Source organism: Pseudomonas sp. (genome assembly GCF_049300855.1).
Lineage (GTDB): Bacteria > Pseudomonadota > Gammaproteobacteria > Pseudomonadales > Pseudomonadaceae > Aquipseudomonas.
In genome coordinates this window covers 412,933-438,060 of the sequence record NZ_JBAQKH010000029.1, presented here as the reverse complement: position 1 = coordinate 438,060, position 25,128 = coordinate 412,933, and the positions used below count along the sequence as shown (strand labels likewise).

At 60.4% G+C, this 25,128-nt stretch carries 21 protein-coding genes; 5 read left to right on the top strand and 16 right to left on the bottom strand.

Annotated elements, in window-relative coordinates:
• Positions 1-103 precede the first annotated feature (103 nt).
• The 10 genes from WA225_RS16965 to WA225_RS16920 form a co-directional block, all read right to left on the bottom strand.
• A complete protein-coding gene (locus tag WA225_RS16965) occupies positions 104-361 on the bottom strand; it encodes a hypothetical protein (protein WP_422608801.1) in 258 nt (85 codons plus the stop codon).
• A 137-nt stretch (positions 362-498) separates the two neighbouring features.
• Positions 499-4,887: a response regulator gene (locus WA225_RS16960; protein ID WP_422608800.1), complete on the bottom strand. Its 4,389-nt coding sequence runs from the start codon at positions 4,885-4,887 to the stop codon at positions 499-501.
• Positions 4,888-4,930: 43 nt separating this feature from the next.
• Positions 4,931-6,088 carry a response regulator gene (locus WA225_RS16955; protein WP_422608799.1) on the bottom strand — a complete coding sequence of 386 codons (1,158 nt, stop codon included), beginning with the start codon at positions 6,086-6,088 and terminating at the stop codon, positions 4,931-4,933.
• 139 nt (positions 6,089-6,227) lie between these two features.
• On the bottom strand, positions 6,228-6,716 hold the full coding sequence (locus WA225_RS16950; RefSeq protein WP_422608798.1) for a DUF2867 domain-containing protein: 489 nt from the start codon (positions 6,714-6,716) through the stop codon (positions 6,228-6,230).
• Positions 6,717-6,903: 187 nt separating this feature from the next.
• Positions 6,904-8,250 carry a glutamine synthetase family protein gene (locus WA225_RS16945; RefSeq protein ID WP_422608797.1) on the bottom strand — a complete coding sequence of 449 codons (1,347 nt, stop codon included), beginning with the start codon at positions 8,248-8,250 and terminating at the stop codon, positions 6,904-6,906.
• Between the two features lie 21 nt (positions 8,251-8,271).
• On the bottom strand, positions 8,272-8,829 hold the full coding sequence (locus WA225_RS16940; protein WP_007913292.1) for a helix-turn-helix domain-containing protein: 558 nt from the start codon (positions 8,827-8,829) through the stop codon (positions 8,272-8,274).
• A 25-nt stretch (positions 8,830-8,854) separates the two neighbouring features.
• The gene (locus tag WA225_RS16935) at positions 8,855-10,144 is read right to left on the bottom strand and encodes an NAD(P)/FAD-dependent oxidoreductase (protein ID WP_422608796.1); all 1,290 of its coding nucleotides are present in this window, start codon (positions 10,142-10,144) and stop codon (positions 8,855-8,857) included.
• A gap of 83 nt (positions 10,145-10,227) precedes the next feature.
• Positions 10,228-12,468, bottom strand: a complete 2,241-nt coding sequence (locus WA225_RS16930; RefSeq protein WP_422608936.1) for a TonB-dependent receptor — start codon at positions 12,466-12,468, stop codon at positions 10,228-10,230.
• A gap of 161 nt (positions 12,469-12,629) precedes the next feature.
• On the bottom strand, positions 12,630-13,748 hold the full coding sequence (locus WA225_RS16925; RefSeq protein ID WP_422608795.1) for an aryl-sulfate sulfotransferase: 1,119 nt from the start codon (positions 13,746-13,748) through the stop codon (positions 12,630-12,632).
• Positions 13,749-13,810: 62 nt separating this feature from the next.
• A complete protein-coding gene (locus WA225_RS16920; protein ID WP_422608794.1) occupies positions 13,811-14,806 on the bottom strand; it encodes an ABC transporter substrate-binding protein in 996 nt (331 codons plus the stop codon).
• A gap of 32 nt (positions 14,807-14,838) precedes the next feature.
• On the opposite strand from WA225_RS16920, the gene WA225_RS16915 reads away from it, so the two are divergent.
• Positions 14,839-15,957, top strand: coding sequence for a GlxA family transcriptional regulator (locus WA225_RS16915; RefSeq protein ID WP_422608793.1), 1,119 nt, complete (start codon positions 14,839-14,841; stop codon positions 15,955-15,957).
• Between the two features lie 13 nt (positions 15,958-15,970).
• Here WA225_RS16915 and WA225_RS16910 read toward each other — a convergent pair whose 3' ends face one another.
• The 3 genes from WA225_RS16910 to WA225_RS16900 form a co-directional block, all read right to left on the bottom strand.
• Positions 15,971-17,155: a DUF2252 family protein gene (locus tag WA225_RS16910; RefSeq protein ID WP_422608792.1), complete on the bottom strand. Its 1,185-nt coding sequence runs from the start codon at positions 17,153-17,155 to the stop codon at positions 15,971-15,973.
• A gap of 97 nt (positions 17,156-17,252) precedes the next feature.
• Entirely contained in the window at positions 17,253-18,581 is a 1,329-nt protein-coding gene (locus WA225_RS16905; protein ID WP_422608791.1) for an ATP-binding protein, read from the bottom strand.
• A complete protein-coding gene (locus tag WA225_RS16900) occupies positions 18,578-19,285 on the bottom strand; it encodes a response regulator (RefSeq protein WP_422608790.1) in 708 nt (235 codons plus the stop codon). The genes WA225_RS16905 and WA225_RS16900 overlap by 4 nt, the downstream gene beginning before the upstream one ends.
• A gap of 162 nt (positions 19,286-19,447) precedes the next feature.
• Between WA225_RS16900 and WA225_RS16895 the strand changes: the two genes are divergently transcribed.
• The 3 genes from WA225_RS16895 (at position 19,448) to proP (ending at position 22,167) form a co-directional block, all read left to right on the top strand.
• Positions 19,448-19,759 (top strand): hypothetical protein, encoded by a 312-nt coding sequence (locus WA225_RS16895; protein WP_422608789.1) that lies wholly within the window; start codon positions 19,448-19,450, stop codon positions 19,757-19,759.
• Positions 19,759-20,418, top strand: a complete 660-nt coding sequence (locus WA225_RS16890; protein WP_422608788.1) for a DUF3313 domain-containing protein — start codon at positions 19,759-19,761, stop codon at positions 20,416-20,418. Before WA225_RS16895 ends, WA225_RS16890 begins: the two co-directional genes overlap by 1 nt.
• A gap of 246 nt (positions 20,419-20,664) precedes the next feature.
• Complete coding sequence (proP, locus tag WA225_RS16885; RefSeq protein ID WP_242208353.1) at positions 20,665-22,167, top strand: glycine betaine/L-proline transporter ProP; 1,503 nt, start codon at positions 20,665-20,667, stop codon at positions 22,165-22,167.
• A 14-nt stretch (positions 22,168-22,181) separates the two neighbouring features.
• On the opposite strand, the gene WA225_RS16880 is transcribed toward proP, so the two are convergent.
• Positions 22,182-23,069, bottom strand: a complete 888-nt coding sequence (locus WA225_RS16880) for a LysR family transcriptional regulator (RefSeq protein WP_422608787.1) — start codon at positions 23,067-23,069, stop codon at positions 22,182-22,184.
• Positions 23,070-23,150: 81 nt separating this feature from the next.
• Between WA225_RS16880 and WA225_RS16875 the strand changes: the two genes are divergently transcribed.
• Complete coding sequence (locus WA225_RS16875; RefSeq protein WP_422608935.1) at positions 23,151-23,831, top strand: NADPH-dependent F420 reductase; 681 nt, start codon at positions 23,151-23,153, stop codon at positions 23,829-23,831.
• Here WA225_RS16875 and WA225_RS16870 read toward each other — a convergent pair.
• Both WA225_RS16870 and WA225_RS16865 read right to left on the bottom strand, forming a co-directional pair.
• Positions 23,805-24,449 (bottom strand): nucleotidyltransferase domain-containing protein, encoded by a 645-nt coding sequence (locus WA225_RS16870; RefSeq protein WP_422608786.1) that lies wholly within the window; start codon positions 24,447-24,449, stop codon positions 23,805-23,807. The two genes, WA225_RS16875 and WA225_RS16870, sit on opposite strands and share 27 nt — an antisense overlap.
• A 111-nt stretch (positions 24,450-24,560) precedes the next feature.
• The gene (locus tag WA225_RS16865; RefSeq protein WP_422608785.1) at positions 24,561-25,127 is read right to left on the bottom strand and encodes a hypothetical protein; all 567 of its coding nucleotides are present in this window, start codon (positions 25,125-25,127) and stop codon (positions 24,561-24,563) included.
• Position 25,128: the final 1 nt, after the last annotated feature.

Below are 25,128 nucleotides of genomic sequence, written 5' to 3'. Positions count from 1 at the left end.
CAGGGTGAAGGTCTGCTTCTGGCCGAAAGCAGTCGTTCGTGACGAGTCTCCATCGACCATAAGCAGCTCTTGGTGGGGAGCAATAGTTGTCTGACGCAAAGATTTAATTGGCGACGTCAGCGGGGCCCGGAAGGAGTTCATAGGCCAACCCTGCCTCATAAAAGGACGTTCGCCACTCTAGAAAACCAGGACGGTCCTCGCACAGAAGGCGAACGATCTGTCCATCCTCTGCGATACAGATTTCTTCCACCAAAGCGATATCTCCCGGTACCGCCTCCCGAGAGCTAATCCAATCAGTTAAAACTACTTTTGCTTGATCAGCGCTGATTAGTTTTATGAGATCGCCTTTAGAAAGTGCCATGTCCTTTCGCCTGGATTTTTACTGATAACAAGTACATGAGCCTATCGGTTTTTTAAGACAGGGTCTTTTTTCGGTCCGAAGACTTCCTTTGGGCTATGTCCGCTTCTGGCCGGCATTAGACGTTCGCGAATAGCGGTCTACTGCCCATCGCAGCCTTTCACAAGCTGCAAGGCGCGGTCAAAGTCGAACAGTTCCACCTGCGCCGCGACGAGTGTCAGACGGTCTGCCAACGCTCGATCGAGTGGCCTGTTGCGCAGTGCCGCCAGCACGTCCAAAGCCGCCGTATCACCTTCGTCCAAAAGAACAATTAGCTTGTTCATCTGCTCGCTGATTGCCGAGTCGTCCAGCAGGTCGCCATCCGTGGAGGCCGTTGTGTCCGCCTTAAGGTCGGCCAAAGACGCCAGGGTCGGGCGCAAGCAATGCTCGACCTGCGTCGCTAGCGCTTGCACTACCGTAGCCGGCTCGTCGTTTTGGCAGGCCTGTTCTAACAAAGCGCAAGCCTGCGCCACGGCCTTGGCGCCGAGGTTGCCGGCGGTACCGCGCAAACTGTGCGCCAGCCGCCCGGCGGCAGCAGGATCCGGATCGATTCGTGCGGCCTGGAATTGCTCGGCAAAGTTTGTCTGAGTATCGCGAAACTTGCAGAGCAGACGTAAGTAGAGACCCCGCCGCCCCATGCAGGTGGCGAGACCCGCCGCCAGGTCAATGCCCTCAAGACGATCTGGCAAGCCATCGGCAAAACCTGCGTTCAGCGGTGCTTGAGCGGTACGTGGCTTGATCCATTTTGCCATTGTGGCGAACATCGTTTCGACATTCAGCGGCTTGGAAATATGGTCGTTCATGCCGCATTCGAGCGCACGTTCGCGGTCACCGTCCATTGCGTTGGCGGTCATGGCGATCACCGGAAGACTGCTGAAGCGCGGTAGCTGGCGAATTTGCCGGGTGGCCGTGTAGCCATCCATCACCGGCATCTGGCAATCCATCAGCACGCCATCGAAGTCGCCATCCTCGCCGAGGATATCCAAGGCCTCCTGGCCGTGCGTGGCGAGTCGCAAGCGTATTCCGACGCTCTCCAGCAGTTCGCTGGCCAGTTCCTGATTCAGTTCGTTATCTTCGACCAGAAGCAGCCGGGCTCCATTGAGACTGGCGACGGTACTGGCATTGTGTTGGGAGCGTTCGCCAGCCCGAGTGTCGCTGTGCGTGTCTCTGCCCAGCACGACACCGATGGCTTCGAGCAACGATGACGGCGTGACGGGCTTGGTCAGTACCACCGGCAGCTGGATGCCCTGGCGTTCGGCTTCTTCGCAGGCTTCTTCGCGGCCAAAAGCCGTCACCATGATGACCGATGGCGTGCGCAGCAGACTGGCGGAATGCATTCTGCTCACGGTTTCCATGCCATCCATGCCAGGCATCCGCCAGTCCATCAAGACCAGATCGTAAGGCAGGACCTTGTGCTCGGCGTCGGCCAACATGCGCAGCGCCAGACTACCGCTCTGCGCGACATCCACTTCCAGGCCAAAGCTGCGTGCCATGCCCGAGAGAATTTCACGCGCACTGGTGTTGTCATCCACGACAAGCACGCGCATGCCCAACAGCTCGCCAGCCTTGAACATGCGACGCGGCAGAACATTTTGCTGTACGCCGAGTTGTACCTGGAAGTGGAACGTGGAGCCGATTCCCGGCTCGCTCTCGACCCAGATTCGGCCGGCCATCAGCTCCACCAGTTTCTTGGAAATAGATAATCCCAAACCGGTGCCGCCATACTTGCGGGTGATCGAAGTGTCCGCCTGACTGAACGACTGGAACAGCCGTGAACACTGCTCGACGGTCATGCCGATGCCGGTGTCGCGCACCCAGAAATGCAGCTCCACGCTGTCCGTGTGCGCCTCCACTTCTTCCAGACCGACCACGATCTCGCCGTGCTCGGTGAACTTGGCCGCGTTGTTGCCGAGGTTGATCAGCACTTGCCCCAGCCGCAAGGGATCGCCCAGCAGTGCCGTGGGCAAGTCGGGCGGGATCTGGAACAACAACTCGAGGCCTTTGTCCTCGGTCTTCAGGCCAATCATGGCAGCGAAGCTGTCGAGTACGTCTTCGAGGCGGAACGGCACCTGTTCGAGGTTCATTCTGCCGGCCTCGATCTTGGAGAAGTCGAGGATGTCGTTGATGATCCCCAGCAGGTTCTCCGCCGAGCGGTGGACCTTTTCTATGTAGTTGCGCTGGCGTTTGTCCAGTTCAGTACGCAGTGCCAGGTGGCTCATACCGATGATGGCGTTCATCGGTGTACGGATTTCATGGCTCATGTTGGCGAGAAACTCGCTCTTGGCTTGCGTGGCTTCTTCGGCCGCAGCCCTCGCCTCTGCCAGTGCGGTGACGTCGATGTTGATGCCGGTTGCGCGCAATGGCTTACCGTCAGGCGTGCGTGAGAAGCGGTTCAGCGACCGCAGCGTGCGCACCCGTCCATCGTTTTTGCGGACGATCCGGAAGTCGAACTCGACGCGGTCATTACCACTCTGGATGGCGCTCTCGAACGCGCTGCTGACCCGTGCCACATCTTCGGGGTGCATCAGCGCCTTCCAGTGCGCCAACGTGCCACCGAATCCGCCAGGCTCAAGTCCGAACAGGGTCTCTAGCTGAGGCGTCCAATAATTTGTGCCGCTGACCAGATCGACGTCGAACAACCCGATGTCACCGGCCTCCTGTGCCAGGTTCAGGCGATCGCTTGCGGTTCGCAGCCGGGCTTCCATCGCGCGGCGTTCACTCACGTCGCGCACCGAGGCACACACGCAGACACCACGCCCCTCCAGACGCGGTAGATGAGAAAGGCCGATTTCCACGGAGAACAGACTGCCGTCTTTGCGTACCCCGCTCAGATCGTCAAGATCGCCACCCATCTGCCGGGTTCCGCCGCTGGCAATGAAGCCGTCGCGTAGGCTGACATGGCGCTCGCGGATAGCCTGCGGCACCAGACGTTCGATGCTGGCGCCAATCAGCTCGCCGGGGGCGTAGCCAAACAAGGAATCCATTTGCGGATTGGTCATCAGGATGCGGCCATCGGCCCCCAGCACCAGCATGCCGTCCGGTGCTGCCTCGATGATGCCGCGGTACCAGGCCTCGGTGGCGCGCAGTGCTGCCTGCTGGGCCTCCAGCTCTCTGGCCTGGTGTTCCAGCTGCAAGGTTTGCGCGCCCATTTCGTCAGCCTGGCGCCGAGTTTCCTGCAGCAGCGCTTGCGCTGCCTCGCTGCGTTCCATAATGGCCATTGCACCGGCCAGCCTGGGCAGGACTTCTTGCAAGAGCAGCACCTCGTTCTCCTCCAGCGAGCGAAAGCCTGCCATTTCCACAACCCCGAGCAGGCGCTCGCCACGCAGCACCGGCTGCACCATCAGGTGGCTGGCGGCAACTGCGCCCAACTGCGCGCGCACATGCCAGAACGATTCGGGCAGATCCTCAAGCTGACGGGGCTGGCGATCCAGTGCGCACTGACCAAGCAATCCCTCACCGAGTTCAAGCTCGGCGGGCAACGGGTGCGCGCTGTCCACCGCATAACCGCCGACCAGTCTCAGGCGTGATGCGCCTTCATAGAGCACGTAAAGCGCCCCCTGGCACATGCCCAAACGGGGCGCGATGCGGCTGAAAAAAGCCTGGGCCAATTGTTGCGGCGTCTCGGCTTGTTGCAGATCGACTTGCAGGAGCGAGGCGTGAGCTTTCACCCAACGCTGGCGTTCAAGTTGACAAGCCTCAACCTGCAGCGTGGCAATGGCGCGCGCCAGATCGCCGGTTTCGTTGCGCAGGTCGGTGTGCGGGATCTGGCCGTCCAGCTTGCCCGACGCCAATTCATCCACGGCCACGCGTACGCGATTCAACGGCACGCGAATGGAATAACTGACCAGCCAGGTCAACAGCAAAGCCAGTGTCGAACCGCCCAGCAGCAAGATGTACGTGATCGTAGTACTACGCTCTGCGTACTCAGCCAGGTTCTTCGCTGTATCGTGGATGTCGGTTTCCTTGTTTTTCTCGATCTGCGTGAGCAGCCCGTCGCCGCCCTGCTCCAGCGCAAGAAAGTCCTTACTGTTGAGCAACATCAAGGCCTGCCCCAAGGAACCCTTGCCGGCCAGTTCCAGTGCCTCATCACCATTTTTTTGCAGACGCTGTAATAACACCTCGAATTCCAGCAGGCTGCTGATGCTGCTCTGTCGGCGCAGTGTTGGACGAACCTGCTCCAGCGCTTCATGGAGTCGCGCCTGGGCGACATCCATCTGGGCTCTGGCGCTGATACGGATGTCCGCGTTGTTGGTTGCGATTGCACGTTGCATGGCGAGCAACAGATGCGGCAACTGCACCCGGACTTCCTGCACATGCTGGATACCCACCAGATCCTGTTGGTACAACTGCTGCATTTCATTTTTGAGCGAATACTGGGTGCGCAGGCTTTGCACGCCCAATATCAGGATCAATGTCAGCAGCGCAGCGAAGCCGATGATCAATTTACTGCGCAGGGACAGGCGCTCGAGCATCTCGAACAGTCTGTTCATAAACGGCCTCTTTCAACTGGATGTGCTAACTGATACGCGGGGCTCAGGGACGGTCGGCAATCTGCTCAAGCAGGGCTAACTGCCTGGCCATGTCCTGGTCGCTGTCGGCGAAGCGCTCGGCAATTTCGCGGAACTGCTCGGCATTGGCCAGAAACGCGTCACAGATGTCGGGATCAAAATGCGAGCCCCGGCCTTCGCGGATGATCTTCACCGCCTGCTCGTGGGGCATGCCGGGCTTGTACACGCGTCGACTGATCAGGGCATCGTAGACATCCGCCACGGCCATCAATCGGGCGCTGATTGGGATGTCATCGGTGGCCACGCCTTGCGGATAGCCACTGCCATCCCATTTTTCTTGATGGCCGTAGGCAATTTCTTTGGCCAAATGAAGGAAGTCGACGTTTATTCCCAACTGATCCTCTGCGTGCTGGATGGCGTCGCGCCCCAAGGTGGTGTGGGTCTTCATGATCTCGAACTCTTCGGCGGTGAGCCGTCCCGGTTTGAGCAGGATGCGATCAGGAATGCCAATCTTGCCGATATCGTGCAGCGGCGCCGATTTGAAGAGCAGCTTGATAGTGTCCTCGTCGAGAAAGTCCCGGAAGCGCGGGTGATTGCGCAACAGCTCAGCCAAGCGTTTGATGTAGTGCTGCGTGCGGCGAATGTGGTTGCCGGTTTCGTTGTCACGGGTTTCGGCCAGCGAAGCCATGGCGTGGATCGTGACATCCTGGATGGCGATGACCTCGCGAGTACGGCGTTGCACTTCCTGCTCCAGAAAATCGTTCTGATTGCGCAGGAAATCGGCAACGGCCTTGAGCTTGATCTGAGTCTCGACCCTGGCCATGAGCACCGGCGGGATGATCGGCTTGGTGATGTAATCCGCAGCGCCCAGGCTCAAGCCGCGAATCTCGTCCTCCGAAGCGGTCATCGAGGTCAGGAAAATGATCGGAATATGGCGAATGCGAGCGTCAAGCTTGAGCTGCTCGGCAACCTCATAACCGGACAGGCCCGGCATCATGATGTCCAGCAGAATCAGGTCGGGAAGCGGGTCGGCCTGTAGAAGGCGCAGGGCTTTTTCGCCGCTGTTGGCGGCTTTGACCCGATATTTGTCCTTGAGCAACTCGGCGATCAGCATCAGGTTATCGGGGGTATCGTCGACTACCAGAACGGTAGCTGATGGGTAAACGCCGTGAGTGCTATCCATGGTTGTTGGCTCCCTTGCCAGACAATTAAGGAGTCGGCGTGCTTGCACCAATCTCTTGCTGGCAAGCGTAGCTAGAAAAGCTGCAATCGCTAGGTGGAGACTGGTCGATAGCGGCACCTCTCGACGCTGGCGTCGACAATCACGTTTCGGCGGCACCTGTCTCGCGTTTCAGACGCTCGAGGTCCCTATGGACCAGTAACCTATGGACCAGGCCCACCGGTAACATGTAGAGGCGCCCAAAGACGTTATGCGTTACGACAGACGATGTGATCGTGAACACACGATCTGTTATCGAAAGACAAATCATGACATCCAGGTGCCGGTCTCTGACGCTCAGAACGAGCAAGTCAGGGGCGCTATGCTCCACCAGAAAAAAATCCAGTTTTTCGCCAGCCTGTACGGTTTCTCGCCGGGCACCGGAGAACCCGCCGATGCGCTTCACGCCGAATAACGAAGAAATTGCATCCCTCGTTCGAAACGCCAGCCGCATGACCAGTCCCGGCTTGGCCCGCATGAAGTTCCAGGCATCAAGAGTGGTGATTTCAACAGGCAGCAGCACCGATCTGCGGTGATAGAAATCAAGGTCGGACAATGTGCTCAGGGTATGAGCAGGTGATGGGGTGGTCATACATGATTCCTTTCAATGGGCCGACTTGTCATTTGACCATCACTTCCCTTGCTACTCTGCGCAACGACTGTGGAGATACGCCCAGTTTACGATCGCGCATTATCAAGTGATCTTCGATTTCCACATCAACAGGCGTGCAATGCGCTCAAAAGCGGCCATTTAAGGCGCGCTCTGGATAAGCACCGCCTCACATATACCAGCGATACTCCCGCGCACTGATCTCCTGCATAAACGCCAAATGATCCTGGCGTTTATTCTCGCAATACACATCGACAAACTCAGCGCCCAGCCCTTCACGCAACTGAGGCTGATGCTGCATCGTCTTCACCGCTTCAAACATCTCCGTCGGAAAACCAATCCCGCTAGCGCGATCTTCGTTCAGCGGCGCGATCGGCTCTTGACCGGACTCCAGCCCATGTTCCAATCCCACCAGAATCGCCGCCAATACCAGATACGGATTGGCATCCGCGCCGGCCAGTCGATACTCAATGCGCAGGTTCTGCTCATCTGACTCGGGAATGCGCAAGCAGGCATCTCGGTCCTCGAAGCCCCAACTGGCTTTGGTCGCGGTGTTCACCGTGCCGCCCAAGCGGCGCATGGCGTTCTGGTTAGGGGCGAAGATCGGCATGCTGTGTGGCAGCAATTCCAGGCAACCGGCGACCGCATGGCGCAACGCCTGTTGTTGATTCGCCGCCAACAGATTATGGCCGTCAGCGTCATACAGGCTGACGTGCACATGCATGCCGCTGCCCGGATGCTGCAAGTACGGCTTGGCCATGAAGCTGGCGCGATAGCCGTGTTTGAGCGCGACGCCGCGCGTGCTGCGGCAGAACAACGCTGCCCAATCCGCCGCACGCAAACCATCGTCGAGGTGGCCGAAGTTGATTTCGAATTGGCCGGGGCCAAGTTCAGCGGTGATCACCGTGGCATCGATGCCTTGCGCGCGCGTCGCTTCGACCATTTCATCGAGTACCGGCGCAAACCGCGACAGGCGTTCGATGTGCATGTTCGGTTGATCATCGGCATCCTCGCTCAATTCATCACGAGGAAATTGCGGCAGGCCGTCACGCAGCTTTTTATCGAACAAATAGAACTCCAGCTCGAAAGCTACGACCGGATGAATGCCTTTGCGCGCCAGGCGATTGAGCACCTGCGCGAGGACTTCACGCGGTTCGAATTCGATCGGGTTTTCGGTGCCGTCCGAGGTGATCAACATCTGCCCCAGCGGCTGCGCCTCCCAGGTCACCGGTTTCAGTGTGCCCGGGACCAAGCGGCGCACGGCATCCGGATCGCCATCGTTGAAGCAGTAGTCGCCAATCTTGAACAGTCCGCCCTGCACGCCGAGCAATACGCAGTTCTGCGGCAGTTTCAGGGCGCTGCCGGCGGCGACTTTTTCGAGCATGTCGACCGGATAGCGCTTGCCGTAAAAGTGCCCGGGAATGTCCAGTGAGATCAGGTCGACATAACGCACCTCGGGGTAGCGTTGGCGAAACGCCCGTACTTCAGCGAGCAGGTCAGCGCAGACAGCGTCCATCGTGTTTATCCTTTGTTGTTATCAGGTGTAGACCCAGAGCACGCGAGTCAGCTGCTCGGTGAGGTTGCCGTAGCGACAGCGGGTGTGACTGTCGAATTGAAAGCTGTCGCCGGCCTTCAACGTGGTCGGTTCTTCGTCGTCGCCCAGCCACAGCGTCAGTTCGCCCTCGAGGACGTAACCGCCCTGCTCCGAGCTGTCAGTCAAATGGCGGTCGCCACTGCTTGCGCCGGCCTCCAGATGACTTTCGAGCATGGAGAACGACGCGCGGATCTGCGGCGACACCAGAATGTCGGTGATGCCATTGGCGTAATACAGCGTGCGGCGCTCGTCCGGTCGCGTGACCCACGGCAGCTCTTTAGGCTTGGGTAGGCTGTAGAAGTAGGTGGTCGGCACGCCGAAGGTTTCGCTGATCGCGGTCAGGTCCGCCACGGTGGGCCGCGACAAACCACGCTCGACTTGCGACAGAAAGCCCACCGAACGGCCGATCTTGTCGGCGAGCTCTTTGAGGGTCCATTTCTTGTGCTTGCGCAGGTCGTGGATGAGGATCGCCAGCGCGGCGATTTCTTCTTGCTTGTTCATGCCATGGATTCCGAAAAAGGTCTCATCAGATACTGTCGCGCAGGCGATACCAGGCTTTGCCAATCGCCTCCAGCGGTGCGGCGAAATGTTTGCCGCCGGGAAAACGGCCATTGCTCAGGCCCTGATACAACGCCAATTCATCCGCATCACCGAGAATCGCGTCAGACACCGCACGTGCTGCGGCCAATGTCGGCAATACGCCGTGGCCCGAGTAGCCTTGCAGCCAATAACGATTGCCCGCGCCGCCGACATCCGGGGTTCGATTGATCGTCAGGTCGATATGCCCGCCCCAGGCAAACTCGATATCGACGCCATTGAGCTGCGGGAATACTCGCTCGAGAAATGGTCGGGTTGCCGCTGCAATGTCCTTGGGCATGCCGCCCAGATACGTGCAGCCGCCGCCAAACAACAAACGGTGGTCCGGCGTGCGGCGGAAGTAATCGAGGACGAATTGGTTGTCGGTCACGCAAACGTTGCGCGGCAACAGCGCGCTGGCCTGCTCGGGGGTGAGCGGTGCGGTGGCGACCTGGTAAGTGCCCACCGGCAGAATGCAACTGGACAGCTGCGGGTCGAGTTCATCGAGATAAGCGTTGCAGGCCAGCACCAGCACATCGGCGCGCACCGAGCCGCGCTCAGTGTTGACGCGAAAACCTGCGCCCTCCTCCTGATAACTCAACGCTTTGCTTTGTTCATGGATACGCCCACCGGCACGCTCGATGGCGGCCGCCAGACCCAGCGCGAGTTTCAGCGGATTGAGGTGCGCGCCGTGCGGGTCGTAAAGTCCGGCCTGATAACGATCAGTGGCCAGCCATTCCGGCAGTTGCTCCCGAGGAATGAACTGCAAGGCATCATGGCCCCACTTGTGGCTGGCCTCGTGTTGCCATTCCGTCAACAGGCTGACCCGACGCGGCATCACCGACGTCCACAAATGCCCGGGCCGATAGTCGCAATCGAAACCATGCCGCCCGGGCAACTCGCGTAATTCCCCAGCCGCCCAACGCATGCCATCCCACAGCCGTTTTGCCCGCTCATAACCGAGCGCGGCCTCCAGCGGCGGCATGTCGCACGACCAGCCAAGAATCGCCTGCCCGCCGTTACGACCCGACGCGGCCCACGCCACCCGACTGGCCTCCAGCAACGTGACGCGCTTGCCAGCCAAGGCCAGGCGCAGCGCCGTGTGCAGGCCGCTGAAACCGGCGCCGATGATCACCACGTCGGCTTCATGTTCGCCTTCCAGCACCGCTCGATCGCGCAGAATATCGGCGCAACTGTGGGCGTAATAGCTGTCGACGTGCTGGCTGGATTGCTGAAACATTCCCGACCTCATGAAATTATCTTTTTATAATTTCATGAAAATCTACAGAATAAATTTCACGCCGGCAACCTGAAGATGCCCGATCAAAAATCGTATCGTGCTGTCATCCCCAGTGTTCGCGGTGTGCCCAACACCCCGGTGTAGGCGCCGTTGGGTGAATTCCAAAGGGTCGTGTAATAGGTCTTGTCGAAAGCATTTTTCAACCACAGCGACACGTCCCACTGGCCCTTGCCCCAATCGCCGCGCACCCCGCCGGACAGGTTCACCAACCCGTAACCGGGTAACTGCGCATCACGGGAATCATCCACGGTGCCGACTGCATGGGAGCGCCACGCGTAGCTGCCGTTGACGTAGGATTGCAAGCCATTGTGCAGATTCCATTGATAACTGGCGTTGCTGTTAAAGATCCATTTCGACGCGCCGACCACCGCATGGCCGCTCAGATCGCAGGCTGCCGGTGCTCCGGGGCGCAAGGCGACTTCTGCCGGGCACGGGGCATCGTCGTAAGACAGATAACGCACATCGTTGAAGGCACCGTTGAGGTTGATGGTCAGGCCCGAGATTGGCCGCCAACTGCTGTCGACTTCCAGGCCACGACTGCGCACGGTGCCGGCGTTGGTCAGGTAACTGGTGAGATTGACGTCGTCGTAGGCATTGGTCTGATAGCCGTGCACCTCTGTCCAGAACAGGTTGGCATTGAGCAGCAGACGCTGATCAAGCAGCGTGGTTTTGATGCCCAATTCAGCGTCGTTGGCGCGCTCGCTGCCAATCAACAAGGAATCGGCACCGGCGACGGGCGCACTGGCGACGCTGAGATTGACCCCGCCCGACTTCTCGCCGTGAGACAGCGAGGCATACGCCAGCACCTGATCGCTGACATGCCAGGCCAGACTAGCCAGCGCCGAAGGGCTGAAGCTGTAGAGGCTCAAGTCCCCAGAGTCGTAAGCGCCGATCCGCCCTGCTCTGGCGACGGCCGCTGCCCCGCTGACGCCAGCACCACCGACCGGTTCGTTACGCGTGACTTGCGCCAGTTTGCGCTCATAGGTGCCGCGCACACCGAGGCTGAAATCCAGCTGCGGCGTCAGGTGCCAGGTGCCTTGGGCAAACGTGGCAAAACTGTCGGTGTCGACATCGCCATGGCCAACGCTGGCGACGTTGTTCAATGCGCCTTGCGGGGTGCCGTTCCAGGTGTCGGCCAAAGGCCCGTAGTCAGTGAATACCTTGTTGCTCATCTCCTGGCGAAAGTAATACGCGCCCACTACGTAGTCGAAGTGTTCCCCGACCGGGGAAGCCAGCCGTATCTCCTGCGAATACTGCTTGTCGCGTGCCGATTGACCGACGTTGTGCATCACATCGACGTTCAACTCATCATCGTTACGCGGTGTGAAATCCCACCAGCGATAAGCGCTGATCGACGTCAGTGTGAAGTCGCCGGGCAGGTTCCAGTTCGCCTCAAGCGACGTGCCACCCTGAAACACCGTGACGTTCTGATCGGCGTCGAGATTGACCCGACTCCCATCCACCAACGTCGCCCCGACAGCCGCTGCGCGCTGTTCATAGCGGTTGACACCATTGATGCTCGGCCCGGTGCTGAACAGCGAGCGCGTACCGGCACTGGAATCTTCCTCGTGATAATCAGCCAGCCAGCGCAGATTGAAATCGTCATTGGGCTGAAACAGCAGTTGCCCGCGCACGCCCTGGCGCATGCCGCCGCCGAGGGTGTGGTCGTCAAATTGGTTTTTCACGTAGCCATTTTCGTGGGTTTTGTACGCGGCTATGCGCCCGGTCAGCGTGTCATTGAGCGGGCCGGAAAAACTCGCCTGATTTTGCGAATAACCGTCCTCGCCCACAGAAGTGGCGAAGCTGCCTTGCGGCGTCGATGAAGGTCGGCGCGTGGTGATGTTCAACACACCGGCCGTGGTGTTCTTGCCGAACAAGGTGCCTTGCGGGCCGCGCAGCAGTTCGATCTGCTCGATGTCGAGCAAATCCATCACGGCCATGCCGGGGCGACCGAGATAGACGTTGTCCAGATAAATCCCGGCGCTGCCTTCCAGGCCATCGCTGGCCGGATTGTTGCCCAGGCCGCGAATCGACAGGCTCGATTGCCGGGCGTGCATGAATGCGACGTTGACGCTGGGCATTGCCTGCTGCAGATCCTGCAAGCGATACAAGCGCTGTTCCTCCAGCGTCTGCGCGCCCAGCACGCTCATGGCCGTCGGCACTTGCTGCGCGTCTTCGCTGCGCCGCCGTGATTCGACCGTGACTGTCTGCAGGACTTCATTGTTGGTGGGTAAATCATTGGCGGTAGCCGGCAGCAGCGGCATTAACGAGCACAAGCCCAGGGCGCCAGCTGAAACATTGCGCGAAAAAAGAAGATTCATCGGTGGTTCCTGGAGCGGCCTCAAGCCGCTCTTCGAGAGGAGTCGATACTTCGCTGCGCGTGGCTTGCGTGAGCGTGATCGTTGCGGTGGATGTCAGAGAATGTTCAGTCACGCAGCCAGCGCAGGTCTGCGCGCTGATAACGGTGGGCACGGAAGATCGCGTTGTTTTCGCCCGGCAGATAGCGTCGCGAGGCCGCATCGGGATACGTCGCGAAATGCGGATTGACGTACTCCCAGACCACTTCACCGGCCGGGGTGACTTCGAACAAGCGGCCGAAGTTGGCCTCGGTGATCAGCGTATTGCCGTTGTGCAAACGCTGCGCGCCGCCCATGAACGGGGTGAAAAACGCATAGCCCGGCGTATCGGCGTATTGCCATTCGATGCGTTGCGTCGACGGGTTGATTTCAAGAATGCGCGAGTGCGGCATGCTCACGTGCGGGCGGAAGATGCCGTTGTCGAACACCAGCACGTTGCCGTTTTCCAGTTCACTCGGGCAATGCTGCTGCGCGACCAGATCGTGGCCCAATCGCCACAGCACTTCACCGCTGCCGCGTTGCACGGCGATCACCGAGGAGACACTGCGCAGGCTGAGGATCACCTTGCCGTCGCGACCCGGTGTGACTGCGTTGGTCATCGGCCAGTGGTGGCGTTCAAAGGCTTCGTGCAGCGGATAGTCTTCAGGGCGCAGATGCTCCCAACTGCGCCACTCCCAAACCACATTGCCCTGACGATCGACCTCCTTGACGACATCGGCATAGATCACACCGCCGGGTGCCTCACTGCCGGGAATGCCACCCACCACACGCCGGGCCAGTTCGGCACTCAACGGCTCAGCGGTGGTGTAGAGCAGGTTGCCGTTGTCCAGCCATTGCGCGTCATGGTGGTGAAGCAGATCGGTGTGCTCCCAGACCACTTCGCCATCTGGCGTCACTTCGCTGAACGCGCCGCCATGCCACACCGACCAGCCCGGAAACAGGTCCGGTGAATCCGGGTGGTTGCCGTTGTAGCCGAGGTTGCCGTTACGCAGTATCACGGCGTCGCGGCCAGGGCGCTGCGGCAGTTTCCAGCGATGGACGACTTCGCCGTCGAGATCGATCAGGAACACATTGCCATCTGCTGTTTGTGGCGCGAACAGCGTGTAGCCGCCAGCGCTGCGGGCGTGATCGACAGCGATGAGGCCGGTTTTGCGGCGCTTGAGCGTGGTGCTTTCGAGGTTAGGCATTGGCTTTTCTCCGGGCGTGTAAAAACCTGCCGCCAGCAACGCGGCAAGTTGAACTGGATGGGTTAAGGGTTGTTTGGCAGTAACGGGTTGAAGCGAGCGTCAAAGATCTGCTGAACCTGCAGCGGTCGTGGAATCAGACGTTCGCTGGCGAACAGGTCGGCCAGGCGCTGCTGCGAAGTGATGACTGACGACTCGATCGGCACGTAGTGAAGATCCTGATGCGCAAGCATTTCCTGCACCAGCGCGACGGGAAGCCGCGTGGTTTGCGCGAAAACCTCGGCCCACTCCTGAGGATGGGCGGTGGCCCACGCCTGAGCTCGGGCCAGCCTGGCGAGCAGATCGCCCAGTTGCCTTGCACGCTGTGGATCATTCAATGCTTGCAGGCTGGCGACGGTGAAATTCAAACCGGTTTCCGGCCAGTCGCTGCCATCCACCAAAACCCGTGCCCCGCGTGATGTGGCCTGGCCGACAAAGGGATACCACACCGCCCAGGCATCGAGCTTGCCGCTGGCAAACGCATTTTGTGCATCCACCGGGCTGACGTAGGCAATGTTCACATCGCGTGGGGTGAGGCCGGCTCGCTGCAGCGCTGCCAATAACAAATAATGGCCGCTGCTGCCCTTGGCCACGGCAATGCGTTGGCCTTTCAGGTCGGCGACTTGCGTGGCCGTCGAACTTTGAGGAACCAGCAGCGCATTGTTGTTTTGTGCACCGCTCGCCACGCCGACAATGCGCACATCGAAACCACCGGCCTGAGCAAATACCGGTGGCGCATTGCCCACCACACCGGCATCGATCGCCCCGGCGCTCAAGGCTTCGAGCATCGTGGTGCCGGCCAGAAACGGATGCCACGACAGCGCATAGGTGATGCCTTGGTCTTCCCCCGCAGCCTGTAGCAAGGCCTGGGTCAAACCACTCTGGTCGCCCATTTTCAATGCCGTGTCTGCCGCTGTTGCCGAATCAGTCAGCAGCAACGCGGCGCCACATAGCAGTGCCCGCAGATACGGCACGAATTGTCTGGTGAGTGGATGCTTGGCAGCAGAAGGTTTTACCGGCATTGTCGTGCCCTCGTTTTTGCTATGAACCCAGTATGTCGAGGCCCGCCGTGCCGCTCCATGCCAAACACCCCTCCTTTACTGCCATGTCGGACACCCCGCCGCTGCCGTCGCGCACGGTCGTGGTGCTGGCCTTCGATGATCTATTGCTGCTCAATGCCGCCGGCCCGTTGGAGGTATTCGCAGCGATACCGCGCGTTTTGGGCGGCACCTTCATTGGCCAGCCGCCCTATCGGCTGTTGGTGGCGTCGCCACAGGGCGGCCAGGTCATGTCGATTTCGGGCATCAGCGTGGTGACCTGCTCACTGGCACAGGTCGACCAGATGGCCGCGGTGATCGATACCTTGATCGTCGCCGGTGGTCCGGGAATGGCCACGCTGGAAGCAGACAAACACGCCTGTGACTGGTTGCGGGGGCGCGCGCCGCAGATCCGTCGCCTCTGCTCGATTGGCACTGGCAGCTTTGCGTTGGCCGCCGCCGGGTTGCTGGATGGCCGCGAGGTGGTTACGCACTGGAAATTCGCTGCGGAGCTACAGGCGCGTTACCCGGCGGTGCGCTGTCAGAGCGATGCGTTGTACCTGCACGACGGCAATCTGTGGACCTGCGGCGGCGCCACCGCCGGCATTGACCTGGCACTCGGTCTGGTGGAACAGGACCTCGGTGCGCCAGTGGCATTGGCGCTGGCACGTTATTTCACGGTGTTCCTCTGGCGCGGCGCCGAGCAGCCGCAACTGAGCGCCTCGCTCAACGCGCAGTCCAACGCGTTGCGCACCGATCCGGACGGGCGTCTGGCCCGTCTGCATGCGTGGATTGCCGCTAACCTGAATGGCGATTTGCGCGTAGAGCGGCTGGCTGAACAGTTCGGCATGAGCGCGCGCCATTTCGCCCGCGCCTATGTCGCCGCCACCGGGAAAACCCCGGCGCAAGCGGTGGAGAACCTGCGCCTGGAGACGGCGACTCGATTACTCAAAACCACGAGCGAGCCGATCAAACGGATTGCCGAAACGGCGGGTTTTGGCCGTGAGGAACGGATGCGCCGCGCCTTCCAAAAGCACTTGGGCACCAGCCCCCACGGCTACCGCAGTGAAATGAAGGCCGCGACGTCGAGTGCGGCCCAGCCGCTGGGCATTGCACTCGCCGGGCTGGCCCAGTAGCTCGGTTCTTGAATCAATGCTGCAGCGCATAACGCCGACAATGTTCCAGATAGCCTTTTTCATGACTGCCGACCAATTGCACAACACTGGTCCACAGCCACGATGGCGCATCCAGACGTTTCGAGCGGCAGGTTTGCAAATCCGCCATCCACTCGGACCGGGTCGCCAGGTCCATTTGCCGGGCATGTGCGACGCCGACCACCCGCGCCAGATAGCCGGCCGCAAGCATCGCATCGCGCTGACTCAACTGATCGAGTTCCAGCTTCATGTCCTGCGGCAACAGTTCGCGGACGAAAAAACCATGGTCGAGCATGCGTGTCGCCAGCATCCGATTGCCCAGTCCAGGGGAAAGAAACCGCGCGCCTTCGACCACGCGCTTGCCATTGTCGCGCGGCATGGCGGCGCGGGCGGCACGCGGTGCAGCGGCGCCGACGGCTTCTTTGATATCGAGCAGGCAATATTCCTCGTCATCGCCCTTGCCCACGCCCAGCAGCACGGCATAGCGCTTTAACCCCAATGAACTACAGCCTTTGACCCAATACGCCGAGTCGAGCATTTTCACGCGATCATCCTGTGAGCGGCCCTTCAATGACGTCACCAACGTATGGATTTCGGGGGTGGCGCAGAGGGTTTTCAACGCGGCGCGCTCGTCACGCGACAGCGTCCAGAACTGTTTACCCAGCGGAATCGTCGGTTTGGTGCTCTCGATGCGCTCCTCGGCCAAATGCTTCCAGGTGCGCTGCACGGCACTGCGCATTCCCGCTTTGACTTGCGCCGGACGCGGTGGGTCTTCCTCAAGATCGCCGTCAAAGGCTTGCTCGTAACCGCGCATCATTTCTTCGAGCATGCGTGCAGTGGCCACGCCCGGCAGGTCGGAACCGCGAGCGGCTGTGGCGAGCGACAACGCCAGGCGCACCAGATCATGCGCTGGGTTGCCGATCACGGTCTGATCAAGGTCGCGGATATGAATATCGATCTGGCCTTTGAGATCCCCGGTCGGGCCGAGGTTGCCGGCATGGCAATCGCCGCAAATCCACACCGCCGGGCCTTTTGGCAGGCTGCGGCCCGGTTGACTGTGCAGCCATTCGTAAAACTGCACGGTGCTGCCGCGCACATAGGCGTGCGCGGATCGGGCCATTTTCAGATTGCGTAGTTGCGACAGCGGTTCAAGTCGGGCGGAGGGACGCGGGGTTTTCATGGACGCTTCTTAATGCAGAATGTGACCGGTTGACCGCTCGCGATGCACGAATGTTTCAAAGTGTTTCAGAGATATTCTGACCAAGCCTGTTCAACCTTTACAGCGGCAACTCAACGCGCGCCAACAAACCTGCGCCATCGCGATTGCTCAACGTCAACTCGCCGCCCTGCTCGCGCGCAATCGCCCGCGCCGCCGACAGGCCCAGACCAACGCCGCCGGTGTCGCGGTTACGCGAGGCCTCCAGGCGAAAGAACGGGTCGAAAACCCGCTCCAGTGCAGCCTCGGGAATACCCGGGCCGTCGTCACTGACCTCGATGCAGATCGAATACTCGTCACGCCGCAACGCAATACCCGGGTGCTGCGCATACTTCACCGCGTTCTCCAGCAGGTTGACGATCACCCGTTTGATCCCCAGCGGTCGGCCTTCATACACCAGATGCGCCGGGCCAGCGAAGTCGACGTTGATGTGCTGGTCGCGGTAGTCATCGACGATGGTTTGCAGCAGCTCCGAGAGATCGAACGCGGTGGTCTGCTCGCGGTGAGTGTCCTCGCGAAAGAACGCCAAAGCGGCGTTGATCATTGATTGCATCTCTTCCACATCGCGAATCAGTTTGCCCTGATGATCGAGGTCTTCCATGAACTCGCTGCGCAGGCGCATGCGGGTCAACGGTGCGCGCAAGTCATGGGAGATCGATGCGAGCATGTGCGTACGCTCGCTGATGAAATGCTGGATCTGCGCCTGCATGGTGTTGAAGGCGACAATGACCTGACGGATCTCGTCGGGGCCTTCGGGCTTGATCGGCGGTGCACGCAGGTCGGTGCCGAAACGTCGGGCGGCGCGGGCGAAACGCTGCAACGGCTTGGCCAATTGGCGCGTGGCGATCCACGCCACCAGCAACGTGGCAATCAATCCCAACGTGATGATGATCGCGATCCGCGTGCCCAGCTCCAAACCCCAACTGCGCTCAGGCGGGATAAAGGCCAACCAACTTCCATCGACCAATTGCACGAGAGCGGCGTAATGCGCCTGGGGATTGTCGTTCGGCCAGTCGCCGGGGTTGAACGCTTCGATCTTTCGATCATCACCCAGCAACTGTTGCAGCACCGGCACCCTGCTCGCGTCGATGCGCACGCCGTTATTGGGCAGGCCGAAGTCAGCGCGCTGCGCTTTCCACGCCACTTGCAGCATGGCGCTGCTCGCCGCTGCGGCCAGTTGCGGGCGCAGGTTGGCCGGGGCCGCTTCGATTACCCGTGAGGTCGCGGCAATCTGCTCCAGCAGACCGGTGCGTTCAATCGGTGGCCGCGCCCAGATCCCCGCCACTTGGAAAAACAGGGCATTGAGCGCCAGCGAAGCAACCATCGCGGCAACGATGGTCAGGGCAATACGCCGGCTCAGCGTGTCACCGCGCCACAGTCGGCGGATCACGAGTGACTGACCTTGGCTGTGAACAGATAACCGCCATTGCGCACGGTACGAATCAGGTCCGGGCGCTTGCTATCGGGTTCGATCTTGCGGCGCAGGCGGCTGACCTGCACATCGATGCTGCGATCGAAGGCGTCGTGGCCGTGGCCGTGGGTCAGGTCGATCAACTGCTCGCGGGTGAGAATGCGCTGCGGGTGTTCGAGGAACACCACCAGCAAATCGAACTCGCCGCCGGACAGGGGAATCATCACGTTTTCCGGGGAGCGCAATTCGCGGCAGGTAATGTCCAGATGCCAACCGGCGAAAGCAATCACCGGCCGCGAAGGCTCGACGATGCTTTTCTGTTCACCGGCGCGACGCTGCAAGGCACGCACGCGAGCGAGTAATTCCTGCGGGGCGAACGGCTTGGTCAGGTAATCGTCGGCGCCCAGTTCGAGGCCGACAATGCGATCACTCAGCTCGGCCATGGCCGTGAGCATGATGATCGGAATGCCCAGTTGCGCGCGCACCTTCTGGCACAGGCTCAGGCCGCTTTCGCCGGGCATCATCAGATCAAGAATGATCGTGTCCGGACGGTTCTGTGCGATCGCCGCCCACATCGCTTCGCCGTGGGGCGCCACGTCGACCTCATAGGCGTGCTGCACGAAGAACTTCTTCAGCAGCGCGAGAATTTCCACGTCGTCGTCAACGAACAGCAGTCTGCTCACAGTCACCGGTCCCTGCACCGAAAAAGAGCCAATCTAAAGCCATTTCGCCGCCCGGGTCATTTATTTCAATCGAGCAACATTTCTACGCGCCAGACATCAAGCGGACATCTTCCGGCAAAATCGCGCGGGCACTCTGCAGGTATTTCCAGCGGGGGGATTGGCATGAAGGTATTGAACAGCAAACCGGGCGTAACACAGCACAACGGTAATCGGCCGTTGATTCTCAGCCAGCGCACCGCCGCGCTCGGCCCGGACACACCGGTGGTGTTTCAGGAATCGTGCATGGGGGTTTCCACTGATCAGGGAACGGTGGTTCTGCGCCGTTATTTCGAACATTTCAGCCCGACCAATGCGCACTGGGTGGAATACGTGCACAGCGTCAGCACCGCTGATCTGATGAACTGGATCATGGCCCACGGTCGATTGCACATCGAGTGCTCGGACAACCTGGCGCAGAACAAGGAAGCCGTTTGATGTCGCGCATTCGTTCGCTGTCGCTGTCGATTGTTGCCACGTTGAGCCTGGCGGCGTGCAGCAGCAAAACCCCGGAACATAGTGGCTTCCTGCATGACTACAGCGTGTTGACCGAGCGCCAGTCGCCGTCCGGTCAGCCTGTGTTGGCGTGGGTCAGCCCGGCTCTCGCCCGGGGTCGATACACACAGGTTTATCTGGCGCCGAGTCAGTTTTATCCGAGTGCCGAGCCGACGCTGCGGATTCCCTTAAGCACGCTGTCCGGGGTTACCGACTATTACGACGCGGCGCTGCGGGTGGAATTGGGCAAGGTCATGCATCTGGTCAATCAACCGGGGCCGAACACTCTGGTGGTGCGCCCCGCCATTACCCAGGTGGCGACCAGCACTCAGGGTTTGCGCTTTTATGAGTGGCTGCCCGTCACCCTCGTCGCTGCCGGTGTGAGCACGGCGACCGGCATCCGTGATCAGGACAGCGAAGTCGCCACCGAGGTGTCGTTCGAGGACGGTTCGACCGGCGAAGTGATTGCCGAAGTGGTGCGCAAAGGCACCGGTGTGCCACTGGAGAACGACAAGCAGGTGCTGACTGCCGATGACGTCAAGGTTGTGCTTGATGGCTGGGCCAGCGACCTCGGTAAATCCTACGCGACCCTGCGCCGGTAGCGGCATTCCCCTGAGCTGCCGAAGGCTGCGATCCTGTTGGGACGCGGAGCGTCCCCGGCTGCATTCCCACGCAGAGCGTGGGAACGATCAAGATCGCAGCCTTCGGCAGCTCCTACACAGGCGCGCAGGAAAAAAAGCAGCGAGCAGTGAATTATTTCGTGTCCTCATGTATCTGAGCCAAAGAGCACGCGCCATCAAATCGATGGCATCTACGCGGCAAGATGGATCAGCAAAGAGAAGACCCGGATGAAATCACGCAAAAAAACCGTCAAGCCGATCGGCCTGAACGACATCACCATCGTCGACGACGCCAAGATGCGCAAAGCGATTACCGCTGCCGCACTGGGCAACGCCATGGAATGGTTCGACTTTGGTGTTTACGGCTTTGTCGCCTATGTGCTGGGCAAAGTGTTCTTCCCCGGCGCCGACCCCGGTACGCAGATGATCGCCGCGCTGGCGACGTTCTCCGTGCCCTTCCTGATCCGGCCTTTGGGCGGCTTGTTCTTCGGCGCTCTGGGCGACAAGTACGGACGGCAGAAAGTCCTCGCCGCGACCATCGTCATCATGTCGCTGAGCACCTTCGCCATTGGCCTGATTCCGTCCTATGCCTCGATTGGCATCTGGGCGCCGATCCTGTTGCTGCTGGCAAAAATGGCTCAGGGTTTCTCGGTCGGTGGCGAGTACACCGGCGCGTCGATCTTCGTCGCCGAATACGCGCCGGACCGTAAACGCGGGTTCCTCGGCAGTTGGCTGGATTTCGGCTCGATTGCCGGTTTCGTCCTCGGTGCCGGTGTGGTGGTGTTGATCTCCACCACGCTCGGCGAAGCCAAGTTTGAGGAATGGGGCTGGCGCCTGCCGTTCTTCCTCGCGTTGCCGCTGGGCATGATCGGCCTTTATCTGCGTCACGCGCTGGAAGAAACCCCGGCGTTCCAGCAGCACGTCGAAAAGCTTGAGCAAGGCGATCGCGAAGGCCTTGCCGGCGGCCCGAAAGTCTCGTTCAAGGAGGTCGCGACCAAACACTGGCGCAGCCTGATGACCTGCATTGGCGTGGTGGCGGTGACCAACGTTACCTACTACATGCTGCTCACCTACATGCCGAGTTACCTGTCGCACAACCTGCACTACAGCGAAAACCGTGGCGTACTGATCATCATCGCGATCATGGTCGGCATGTTGTTTGTGCAGCCGGCGATCGGCTTTATCAGCGACAAGATTGGCCGCAAACCTTTTATCGTCGTCGGCAGCATCGGCTTGTTCATTCTGGCGATTCCGGCGTTCATGCTGATCAACAGCGGCAAGATCGGTTTGATCTTCGCCGGTCTGCTGATGCTGGCCGTGTTGCTGAACTTCTTCATCGGCGTGATGGCCTCGACCCTGCCGGCGATGTTCCCCACGCACATTCGCTACAGCGCGCTGGCAGCGGCTTTCAACGTTTCGGTATTGATCGCCGGCCTGACCCCGACCGTGGTCGCCTGGCTGGTCGAGAGCACGAACGATCTGTACATGCCGGCGTATTACCTGATGGTCATCGCCGTGGTCGGTCTGGTCACCGGCGTAACCATGAAGGAAACCGCCAACAAGCCTTTGCGTGGCGCTGCCCCGGCAGCTTCCGACCTTGAAGAAGCCAAGGAACTGCTGCAAGAACACCACGACAACATCGAGCAGAAAATCGAAGACATCGACGCTGAAATCGCTGCGCTCGAAGCCAAACGCAAGGAACTGGTGCAGCAGCATCCGCGCATTAACTGAGCCGGATGCGGCGGTCAGGCAAAGCGCCTGACCGCCGCATCGATGAACTGACGAACTTTCGCGGTCTTCTGCCGATGCGCCGTGTACAGCAGATGCATTTGTCTGCTCGGCGCCTCAAAGCCTTCCAGCAACCTGACCAACTCCCCTCTGCGCAACGCTGGCTCAAGAAAATCGGCAGGCCCCAGCACAATCCCGAACCCATCGACCGCCGCTGACAACAGCGCCTTGCTCTCGTTGACGTGCAAGCGACTGCTCACCGGCACTCGCTCGACCTCGGCACCATTGAAAAACGACCACTCATGGTCGGCAGGCCGCGACCAATAGGCATAGCCCAGGCACTCATGCCGTTGCAGATCGGCGGGCACTTGCGGCGTGCCGTGTTCGGCCAGATAGCGTGGCGCCGCGCAGACGATCAATCGATACGCAGCCAATGGCCTCGCGGTCAGACTGGCCGTCGCCAGCGGGCCGATCCGGAAAGCTACCTCAAACCCCTCCTCCACCAGATCCACGGCGCGGTCGGTCAAGTGCAGGTCGATTTCCACCTCGGGGAATTCGCGCAAGAACGCGGTCACGAACGGCATCAGACTGTAAGAGCCAAAGCTCACCGGCGCGCTGACCCTGAGCTTGCCGCGCGGCGTGTCATTCATGATTTGCGCCAGTGAATCAGCCGCATCTGCCTCGCCGACGATGTGCTTGCAGCGCTCGTAATAGGCTTGGCCCAGTTCGGTCAGGCTCTGCCGGCGCGTGGTGCGATTGAGCAAGCGTGCACCGATCCGCTGCTCAAGGGCGGCAACGTGCTTGGCGACCATTTGCGCTGACATGTCCAGGCGTTGCGCGGCCCTGGCATACGAGCCGGCTTCGGCCGCCATCACGAAAGCCGCCATGCTGGTCAGCCGATCCATTCGAAACTCCTGTTATTGAATGTTAGTAACAGAGTGCAATTTATCTGCATCCGTTCAGCAATCATATTAGAGGCTCCCCACCTGACAGAGGAACACACCATGCGCATTGGAATCGTTGGCGCCGGCTTCATCGGGCGCGCCGTCGCGCAAATCGCCCTCGCCGCCGGGCACGAAGTGATGCTCAGTAACTCCCGCGGCCCGCAGACCATGAGCAGCGTGCTCGCCGGCATCACCGGTTGCCAGATCGGCACGGCCGAACAGGCCACGCAGTTTGCCGACGTGGTGTTGCTGGCCATACCCTACGAACACATCCCGAGCCTGCCGCCGGCGTGGTTCGAGGGCAAAACCGTGCTCGATGCCAACAACTATTACCCCGATCGCGATGGCCACATCGCCGCTCTCGACACCTTCCAGAGCACCACCAGCCGTTTGCTTGCCGAGCATTTGCGCGGCGCCACGGTGGTCAAGGTATTCAATGCGATCCTCGCCGCAGACCTGCTCACCGATACCCGGCCGCACGGTTCCAGCGAGCGGCGCGCCTTGCCCATTGCAGCGGATGACGCGCAGGCGAAGGCGTTGATCGTGGGTTTGCTGGACGAACTTGGCTTCGATGCGGTCGACGCCGGAAGCCTCGATGACAGTTGGCGATTCGAGCGGGCGAAACCGGCTTACTGCGCGCCGCTGGACAAGTCCGGGCTGGAGATCGCCTTGGCTGCTGCCGAGCGCGAGGTCGAATTACCCTTGGGCAGCTGGCGGCGCTGATAACACCTGAACGCTGCTGAGCCAGTCGTGCTCTGGGTGCAACAGCGTCAGATGCCGAATTAGCCACGCGCGCTCCGGCGCAGACAAATCAGGCCAGACCGTCGTGAAGTCGCTGCGGTCTTTGGGGCGCGTGTGCTTGGCTTTGAACAAGAGAACGGCGGCAGGTCGCAGATACGGGATGCCGCCCGTGCTTTGCAGAACCATTTCCGCGCGTGGACCGGTAATCGACGGATCGCGTTTATAGGCCCAGGTTTGCGGGGTGCCCGGCTCGATCATCACGTCCACGCGCCAGGCCGGTGCGGTGCGGTCGTAAGCCCATATCTGAAAAACGTCTTCGGCGGGCACGCAAGTCGCTGACAGAAACTGGAACGTACCGTCCTTTACTGCATAGAAATCGAGATCACCGAGTGCCTGGCGAAAACAGGCGAAATCGGCCCGAAGCACCGTGAATTCCAGGTCACTGTGCGCGCGGGTTTGCCGACCGAGCCAAAGGTCCAGCGCCCAGCCACCGACCACACACCATGGGCGGTCTACCGCACGCAGTCGCCGCGCCAACTCATCGGGTGTCCAGGCTTGCCATTGCTCTTGGTCCGGCACCACCGGATGGGCTGTTGTCATGTCTGGGGCTCGTAGATTAATCGAAGGGCATCGTAACGGCGCCATTCGACCTGCTTTCACCACCCGGCTCAACATTTTTATCAGCTAGCCTTGAATCCGATCGCACGTGACTCAAGGCGCATTGACCACCACATACGTCACATCACTGCCCTGATACTGCGGCTGGTACCAGGTCGAACCGCACTGCATGTAGGCGACGTTGTACTGAATCACCTGCACACAACTGCTGGGCATTTGCGCCGGGGTGAAGATCGCGCCCACCACTGCCGCCGTGACCGCGACGGTGGCCGTCACTGCCGCAGCGGTCGCCAGCGGATGGTAGTGATCGTCGTAGCCATAACGGCCATGGCCGTCGACATCAATGTCGACATCACGACTGTTGTTGATGTTGACGTTTCGGTTGCCGTTGTTGACGTTCGTGCGATTGCCGACATTGTTGCCGGCATTCACCCGATTGCCCGAATTGACCCGGTTACCGGCACTGACATTGTTGCTGCGCTGTGGCGCATTGATCCGCTGCGCCCGTTGCGCGTTCGGCGCCGGCGCGCGGTTGACGTTGGCGCGGGCATGTCCCTGAGCGCGTTGCCCCCGGGCATCGGCTTCGGCGACATAACCGGCGGTCAGCAGTGTGGCGGCGGCCAGCGACAACAACAGACTCCACGTCATCGACTTGTTCATG

Bases quoted from the DNA above. Each gene is read 5' to 3' on its own strand.
- WA225_RS16960 (WP_422608800.1), bottom strand. From the start codon at position 4,887: ATGAACAGACTGTTCGAGATGCTCGAGCGCCTGTCCCTGCGCAGTAAA.
- WA225_RS16955 (WP_422608799.1), bottom strand. From the start codon at position 6,088: ATGGATAGCACTCACGGCGTTTACCCATCAGCTACCGTTCTGGTAGTC.
- WA225_RS16925 (WP_422608795.1), bottom strand. From the start codon at position 13,748: ATGCCTAACCTCGAAAGCACCACGCTCAAGCGCCGCAAAACCGGCCTC.
- proP (WP_242208353.1), top strand. From the start codon at position 20,665: ATGAAATCACGCAAAAAAACCGTCAAGCCGATCGGCCTGAACGACATC.
- WA225_RS16890 (WP_422608788.1), top strand. From the start codon at position 19,759: ATGTCGCGCATTCGTTCGCTGTCGCTGTCGATTGTTGCCACGTTGAGC.
- WA225_RS16910 (WP_422608792.1), bottom strand. From the start codon at position 17,155: ATGAAAACCCCGCGTCCCTCCGCCCGACTTGAACCGCTGTCGCAACTA.
- WA225_RS16870 (WP_422608786.1), bottom strand. From the start codon at position 24,449: ATGACAACAGCCCATCCGGTGGTGCCGGACCAAGAGCAATGGCAAGCC.
- WA225_RS16945 (WP_422608797.1), bottom strand. From the start codon at position 8,250: ATGGACGCTGTCTGCGCTGACCTGCTCGCTGAAGTACGGGCGTTTCGC.
- WA225_RS16930 (WP_422608936.1), bottom strand. From the start codon at position 12,468: ATGCCGCTGCTGCCGGCTACCGCCAATGATTTACCCACCAACAATGAA.
- WA225_RS16950 (WP_422608798.1), bottom strand. From the start codon at position 6,716: ATGACCACCCCATCACCTGCTCATACCCTGAGCACATTGTCCGACCTT.
- WA225_RS16920 (WP_422608794.1), bottom strand. From the start codon at position 14,806: ATGCCGGTAAAACCTTCTGCTGCCAAGCATCCACTCACCAGACAATTC.
- WA225_RS16940 (WP_007913292.1), bottom strand. From the start codon at position 8,829: ATGAACAAGCAAGAAGAAATCGCCGCGCTGGCGATCCTCATCCACGAC.
- WA225_RS16880 (WP_422608787.1), bottom strand. From the start codon at position 23,069: ATGGATCGGCTGACCAGCATGGCGGCTTTCGTGATGGCGGCCGAAGCC.
- WA225_RS16915 (WP_422608793.1), top strand. From the start codon at position 14,839: ATGTCGAGGCCCGCCGTGCCGCTCCATGCCAAACACCCCTCCTTTACT.
- WA225_RS16935 (WP_422608796.1), bottom strand. From the start codon at position 10,144: ATGTTTCAGCAATCCAGCCAGCACGTCGACAGCTATTACGCCCACAGT.
- WA225_RS16895 (WP_422608789.1), top strand. From the start codon at position 19,448: ATGAAGGTATTGAACAGCAAACCGGGCGTAACACAGCACAACGGTAAT.
- WA225_RS16865 (WP_422608785.1), bottom strand. From the start codon at position 25,127: ATGAACAAGTCGATGACGTGGAGTCTGTTGTTGTCGCTGGCCGCCGCC.
- WA225_RS16965 (WP_422608801.1), bottom strand. From the start codon at position 361: ATGGCACTTTCTAAAGGCGATCTCATAAAACTAATCAGCGCTGATCAA.